The organism is Streptomyces brasiliensis, from assembly GCF_014647875.1.
In the GTDB taxonomy this organism is placed as follows: domain Bacteria; phylum Actinomycetota; class Actinomycetes; order Streptomycetales; family Streptomycetaceae; genus Streptomyces; species Streptomyces brasiliensis.
Genome location: NZ_BMQA01000141.1, coordinates 1 through 7979, shown reverse-complemented (window position 1 = coordinate 7979; position 7979 = coordinate 1). Strand labels below are relative to the sequence as shown.

Here is a 7979-nt window from a genome sequence, read left to right as displayed (position 1 = left end):
AACTCGCCCTCGCGGCGTGACCGCACCCACCCACCCATCACTCAAGAAGCAACGCACCCACTTGGTGATGGCACCGTACTGAGCATCCGTGAAGGGAGCTGCAGCACTGCCAGCATGGTTCCGACGTGCACCAACGCCCTCGGCAGAGCGTAGATAGCTGATCACGGTTTCCCGAGCGCTATCGAAGGCTCCTGAGTAAGCGCAAACGCCAGGTTGGAAAGGGCTCACTGGCCGTAAACCTCACTTTTTTGTGATCAAGGTCATGGGGTGAGGGGGGAACTGGTGGATGTTTCCCCCTGTTCACAGAGGGTTCACAGCTTTTACAGTTTCGCCTCGCTGGTCAACTCCTGGTTCGAGTCGCTTGTTGCTGGTGTGCAGCGCAGCCGGTTCGGCCTGGTCGGTGTGTGTTCTATCGTATCGGGCTGCTGGTCTCCCTGCGAGTGTGAGGCTGGCGTGGGGTGGGGGTTCTGATGGCTGCTCGGCGTGCGCGCATGCTGTGTGTGGGTATGGCAGGTGCGGTGCTGGCGGGACTGTTGTCAACGGTGTCGGTGGTGGCGCCGCAGCAGGCAGTCGCGGCCGGGGGCGATCCGACGCCGCTGGTGCCGTCGCAGTCGCTGGGGACGGTTCCGGCGCAGGAAGCGGAGGAGGCGGGTAAGGCGCTGCCTGCGCCGAAGTGGCCGGCTGCCGGTGAGGCGACGGTTGACTTGTCGATGGCGTCGCCCGGTGATCCCGGCACCGTGACGTCCGAGCCGTCTGCGTCGGCGAGTGGCGATTCCGCTGAGGTCGCCGATGTGGTCGAGGTCGCGCCCGTCGCCGACGCCGGTACCGCTGCCCAGTTGACCGGTGCACAGCTCGCGGCTGACGACACTGCCACGCCAACGCCCGGCTCTTCGGACAGTCTGGAGGCGACCGCCAGCGCTCCCGCCGGCGCGGATTCGGGTGAGAGCGCGTCGCCGCAGCCGTCGGAATCGACGCCGACGCAGCCCGCCGATGACACCGAGTCGGTGTCGCCGGACCAGGTCGATGTCCGGGTGCTGGACGGTCAGGACATCGCTCCGGCAGGGGGCGTCGGCCTGGGCCTGCAGGTCACCCGTACCGACGGTGTCACGTCACCGGGTCAGGTGCAGGTCGCTATCGACTACTCCGGTTTCCGGTACGCCTACGGTGGTGATTTCGCGTCCCGGCTGCATCTGGTGAAGCTGCCGGTGTGCGCGCTGCAGACCCCGGATGCCGAGGGTTGCACTGAGCGCGAGTATGTGTCGGCGGAGAATGACACGGCGAAGGGCACGCTGACGGCGACGGTGGAGGCCGAGCCCGATACGGACGGTCTGTCCACCCAGTTGGCCGACGGCTCGAGTTCTGTGTACGCGCTGAGCACTGGCTCGTCGTCGGACAAGGGCGATTACCGTGCCTCGACCCTGTCGCCGTCCGGTTCGTGGGATGTGTCGACCGGGTCCGGGGCCTTCACCTACAGCCTGCCGGTGAGCCTGCCCGCGCCGGCGATGGGGTCGGCGCCGTCGCTGGCCTTGTCGTACAACTCGCAGTCGGTGGACGGGCGTACCTCGGCGACGAACAACCAGGCGTCCTGGGTCGGTATGGGCTGGGATTTGAATGTCGGCTACATCGAGCGCCAATACCGCAACTGCTCCCAGGACGGGCTGAAGACGATCGGCGACATGTGCTGGGACTCGCCCAACACCAGCACGGAGCCAGACGGCGCGGTGTACGTCATCAGCCTCAACGGCGTCACGTCGACACTGGTGCAGGACAACAACGGCACCGGCTCGTACCACCTGCAGGACGACCCTGGCTGGCGGGTGCAGCACCTGAGCGGTGGTCACGGCGCGGACGACGAGTACTGGGTGATCTCCACCCAGGACGGGCAGCGCTACTACTTCGGCTGGGGCCGCTCCGAGCGCACCGGCACCGCGACCGCCTCGGTGTTCACCGAGCCGGTGGTCGGCAACGATGCGGGCGAGCCGTGCCACGATCAGTTCCCCGAGCCGTGCGCACAGGCCTGGCGCTGGAACCTCGACCGCACCGTGAACGCCAACGAGGTCGAGTCCGTCTACTTCTACGACAAGGAAACCAACTACTACCGGTCCGTCGTCAACACCGACAAGGCACGTGCCTACACAGCCAGCGGGTATCTGACGAAGATCGAGTACGGCTGGCCGACCCAGATCGCGAACTCCAAGCCGACCGGCAAGGTCGAGCTCACCCATGTGGGCCGGTGTGTGGAGCGCATGTCGGATGCGGATCCGCTGCGCGGAGAGCCGGACCCGTGCCCGTCGATCTCCTCCACCCCGACGTCGTATCCGGATGTGCCGGTCGACCTGCTGTGTGACGGAACATCCACGGACTACTACTGCGCGGGCAAGACGTATTACCCCACGTTCTTTAGCAAGGACATGCTGTGGGACATCAAGACGTTCGTGCTGAACACCGGCGCTAACGGCTGGGATCTTGTGCAGCAGTACCAGACCAAGCACGGTCTGCCCAACCCGGTCGGCACGATCGGCAAGACGCTCTGGCTGGACTATGTCCAGCGGGAGACCTACGGGACGGGCGAGAACATCGTCCTGCCGGTCATCAACTTCAACGGCACCGATCTGGACAACCAGGTCGGTGACAAGGAGCTGAACTTCCGCCGCCTCAGCACCATCCACGGTGACATGGGCGCCACCACCACCGTCACCTACGGCGCACCCAACGCGTGCAGCGCGGACAGCCTGCCGACCCAGTCCTCGAACACTCAGGACTGCTTCTGGCAGAAGTGGACTCCGGAGGGCGAGACAGACGCCGAGACGGGCTGGTTCAAGAAGTTCCTGGTCACGAAGGTGACTGTCGATCCGACGGTGACTAGTAGCCAGGACGGCGCCCCGGAGATGACCACCTCCTACGACTACCAGGGCGGCGCCGGCTGGCACTTCACCGACAACCCCCTCGTCAAAGACGACGACGAGACGTGGTCGGACTGGCGCGGCTACCAGCGCGTCGAGGTCACCAGCGGTACGGGTGCGGTCAAGCACTCGACTTTCCACTGGCTCTACCGCGGCCTGGACGGCGACCGCACCTCCAAGACCGACCCATCCGCCACCCGCTCGGTCACCGTGACCGACGGGGAGGGCACCTCCTACACCGACTCGCCCTGGCTGCAGGGCCGCACCATCGAAACCTCCAGCCGCGACGACACCGGCTCCTCCCAGCAGCGGGTCTTCCACGACTACTGGACCCACGACACCGCCCAATACGTCGGCCTGCCCGACGCCCGCTTCGTCCGCGAGGGTCAGACCACCACGGAGACGAAGGTCTCTACGGGCTGGCGCACCCATGTCGTCCAGAACGTGTACGACGCCACCACCGCCACCTCGGCCACCTACGGGCTGCCTCTGCGCACCGGCGACGAAGGCGAGCAGGGCGTGGCCGATAACCGGTGCACCACCTACGGCCGTGCGTACAACACCGATCTGTACGACGGGTCCAGCATTCAGCGCTGGATGGTGTTGACCGACGAGACGCGCCACTACAGCGTCGGCTGTACCGACCGAGCCGCAGCGAACCAGGACGGCTACAACGTCACCCTGTACGACAACGCCACTTCGGTGGATGCCAACAAGCCCGTCGACGGCAACCCCACCGAGACGCGCGCCTACACCACCTCCAGCGACTACCAGACGGTGAGGTTCGGCTACGACGGCGCGGGCCGGGCGATCTGGACCGAAGACGCGGACGCCCACCGCACCACCACGACGTACAGCCCGGACAACACCTGGCCGCTGAACGGCGTCACCACCACCACACCCGACCCCGACGGACCTACCGGCGGTCGCGGCCCGCTGACGACCACGGTATGGACGTCCCGGCTGTGGGGCGCTCCGTATCAGACCAAGGACGCCAACGGGAACATCACCAAGGTCACCCTGGACGCCGCGGGCCGGCCCACCGAGGTGTGGAAACCGACCGAGACCGGTAGTTCCCCGTCGCTGAAGTTCAGCTACAGCGTCCCCACCTCCACCAGCGGCGGCGTCCCGGACTCGGTCGACGGTTACCCGCGTGTGGCCACCTCCACGCTGCAGTCCGGCACCACCTACCTGACTTCCTACGCCTACACCGACGGCCTCGGCCGCGCCCGGGAAACCCAGACGTCGCTGCCGGACGGTACCGACTCCAGCGGCCAGGAGGTGCCCAACCGGCAGGTCGCGGTCACCCGCTACGACACGTCCGGCAACGTCACCGGCACCTCGGCGGTCTTCCGCAACGAGGGGACCGCCGGGTCGGGCGGCCCGGTCAGCCCCAGGGTGGAGGACCTGCCCTCCTACACCGACCTGGCCCTGGACTGGGCCGGCCGCACCACCGAATCCCAGATCCTCGTCGGTGACGGAACCACCGCTCGGGCCATGGCTGACGGCCGGCTGCTGACGGCGTACCACGGCGACTACACCACCGTCACCCCCGCCGTCGCCGCACCCACAGACACCTACACCGATGTGTACGGGCAGACGTCAAAGGTCGTCGAACACAACGGCACCTCGACTTTCACCACCCAGTACGCGTACACCGCGAAGGGCGCTCTGCAGCAGATCACCGACCCGCGCGGCAACACCACTCGCTACACCTACGACCGGGCCGGAAACCGCACCAAGGTCGATGATCCCGACGCTGGCGTCTCCACCACCGAGTACGACGCCAACGGTCAGGTCAGCAAGGTCAACAGCAACTTCGACCCGGTGACGGGGTGGCCCCTGCGGGTCCTCAGCTACGCCTACGACGCTCTTGGCCGCAAGACGTCTGTCAGCAGTGGCACCACGGAACTGGCCGCCTGGACCTGGGACGGACTGAACGTGCCCGGCGGCAAGGGGCAGGTCACCTCTACAACCAGCCACGACTCCGACGGCAACACCTACACCGTCCGGACCGGCGCATTCGACAGCCGCGGCCGCCCGCTCAATACCACCGTCAGCATCCCCGCCAACGTCAACGGCTTGGCCGGCGACTACACCACGCAGTACACCTACGACGCCGCCGACGACATCACCTCCGTCACTTACCCCCAGGCGGGCGGCCTCGCCGCGGAGAAGGTCAATACCACCTACAACGCCTACGGCCAGCCCCAAAGCCTCGCCTCTGACACGCAGACCTATGTGAAATCGACGGCTTACGACGCCTACGGCCTGCTGACCGACCGCTACTACGGCAGCCCCGGCACCGGTGCAAGCGGCGTCAGCGCGCAACGCAGCTACAGCTACTACTACGCCGGCGGCACACGCTGGCTGCGGGGCATCACCACGACCACCACCGTCGGCCAGTACAGCACCAACGAACGACAGCAGGACCTTTACTCCTACGACGCTGATGGCAAGGTCACGCAGATCCGGGAGCAGGCCACCGGCCAGCCCGCGCAGTCGCAGTGCTTCAGCTACGACGACCAGGCCCGACTCACCAGCGCCTACACCCGCACGGACGCCAACACGTGCGCGGTGACCAGCGTTTCCGACTTCGCAGGCGAGGCTCCCTACCAGACGGCCTATGCCTACGACCGCCTCGGCAACCTCCAGTCCACCACCGACACCGACACCACCGGCACGGCCACCACTCGCGACTATCTCTACCCCGGCTACGACGACGCCGGCACCTGGACCACCGCCAATGCCGACTGGCCGCACGGCGTCCGCAAGATCAACACCATCACCGGCGGCACCACCACCGCAACCGAGACGTTCTCCTACGGTGACGTCGGCCAGATGACCCGTCGGGTCGAACCCGCCAAGACCACCGACTACACCTGGACCAAACTCGGCCAGCTCGCCAGCGCCAAGACCACCGACAGCGGCGGCAGCCGACTCACCCGCTACACCTACGACGCCGACGGCAACCTCCTGATCCGCACCAGCCCCCAGGAGACCGTCGCCTACCTCGGCGGCATGGAACTGCGCACCACCGACGGCACCAACGCCACCGCCACCCGCTACTACACCTGCGGAACCTCCACGGTGGCCATGCGCACCACCACCAGCACCGGCGGCAAGCTCACCTACCTGATGGCCGACACCCAGGCCTCCACCCAGCTCGCCGTTGACGCCGCCACCGCCGCTACCAGCCGCCGCCGCTACACCCCCTTCGGCGACGAACGCAGCGGCACTCTGCCCGCTGGCACCAGCAACGGCTTCCTCGGCAAGACCGAAGACACCAGCACCGGCCTGTCCCTCCTCGGCGCCCGCGCCTACGACCCCCACCTCGGCCGCTTCCTCAGCCCCGACCCGCTCAGCACCCCCTACATCCCGCAAAACCTCTCCGCCTACAGCTACAGCATCAACGACCCCATCAACTACAGCGACCCATCCGGTCTCTCCTTCACCTCCGAAGACCACGGAGGAAACGACTGTGGAAAATCTGACGTTAAATGCCCCGGAGAAAAAGGATATGTGCCGCCACCACCAATGGACGAAGGAGATGGAGTTGACTGGAACGGCGACGGCAGTATTGGAATTGCCGAAGGAGTTTCTATCGACGCCAATTGGAAAAACGCTAAGAAGTTTGCGCAAGAATTCCGCTCCGAAGGCATAAAGACCTGCTACACGCATGACATGGCGTGCTATGCCCCCGTCGATCCCATCGGCTACGGGATGCTCAATCAATTGCTGTTCCTGACCTGCGCCGGAATGGGCGAGGAATCTGGCTGTGGAACCCAGGTCGACATGAGCCTGGCTCGCATGATCGCGAATGTCTATGCATTCCACATCAACACAGGGGACGGGATTGGCGGACTGAAAGTCGGTCGTGTCCGAGGAGGTACAGCCAGGTCTGGCGATTGCATGTGCTTCCTGGCCGGCACCGGCGTCCTGATGGAGAACGGCAAGCGGAAACCCATCGAAAAAATCCGCGCCGGAGACAAGGTCCTGGCTGCTGATCCAAAAACAGGAAAACAAAGCCTCCGTCGCGTCATCCGCAAAATCGTCAACGACACGGACAAGGATTTTTCCGACCTCACCATTGCCAGCCATGAGGCAACCTCCCACATAATTGCCACCACAGGCCACCCATTCTGGGATGTGGACGCCCACCACTGGGTCAAGGCCGGCCAGCTCCGCCCTGGCGATCACCTCATGACGGCGGGCGGCGAAACCGCAGAGGTGCTGGCGAACCGACACTTCTCGACACACGCGCACACGTACAATCTCACCGTCCAGGGCGTGCACACGTACTATGTGCTGGCGGGGCAGACTCCGGTCCTTGTTCACAACAGCAACTGCTCTCCATTCACCGATGGAGACATCTGGGACGGATCATTCAATGTTGGAGGGCAGACGGTTGAGACCATGGCGACCGTCAGGGTGGCCGGAGACACCGTGCATCTGGACGGACTGATGGTCTTCCCGAAGGGGACCCAAGGGCTGAGTCGCGCCCCGATCGGGCCAGATGCAATTCGTCAGATGAAGCGCTCCGTCGCCGAGCAGGCGAGATCCCAGGGGTTTAGCACCGTCGTACTGAACTATGAGCGGCATATCCCGAAGCCGGACGGCACCATCTACAAGCGCCCGGGGTCGATGACCTTGGACGTCGCAAAGATCCTAGGAGATTAGAGAATGGATCGGTCTCGACTGGACGGGTTGGCATCGAGCATCACCGGCCGAGGGCAAGTGGAGCGGGAACCGGTATTCCGGGAACTGCGGGAACTTGGCCTGTCGCCGATCGAAGCTATCTACGTAGCTTCACGTGTGCTTGGCCTGTCTTTGCCCGAGGCGAAGACCGCGATCTATGCGAGCACCGCCTGGCGTGATCAGCAGGAGGATTGGCAGCGGCTTCAGTCTGGCCTTGAGGAGTGAAGCCGCTGGCTAGCCTAAGGTCGCGGTAGCAAATTTGAAGCCCCGTCAGGTTCGTCCTGGCGGGGCTTCTGCGTGGGGTGACGGCAGTAGTTGAGGTCATGTCCCTTCTTGTGGTGTAGCCGATCAATCAGTGGTCGTGTTGGGGGTGTTGGG

2 protein-coding genes are annotated in these 7979 nt (G+C 65.2%); both read left to right on the top strand.

All coding sequences use genetic code 11. The annotated features are described in order from the left end of the window. The first annotated feature begins 506 nt into the window (after positions 1 to 506). Complete coding sequence (locus IEZ19_RS52925; RefSeq protein ID WP_268248797.1) at positions 507 to 7583, top strand: polymorphic toxin-type HINT domain-containing protein; 7077 nt, start codon at positions 507 to 509, stop codon at positions 7581 to 7583. A 27-nt stretch (positions 7584 to 7610) separates the two neighbouring features. Continuing rightward, positions 7611 to 7826 carry a P-loop NTPase family protein gene (locus IEZ19_RS48545; RefSeq protein ID WP_189317763.1) on the top strand — a complete coding sequence of 72 codons (216 nt, stop codon included), beginning with the start codon at positions 7611 to 7613 and terminating at the stop codon, positions 7824 to 7826. The last annotated feature ends 153 nt before the right edge of the window (positions 7827 to 7979 follow it).

Coding starts and splice junctions, on each gene's coding strand:
- IEZ19_RS52925 (WP_268248797.1), top strand. CDS start 507: ATGGCAGGTGCGGTGCTGGCGGGACTGTTGTCAACGGTGTCGGTGGTG.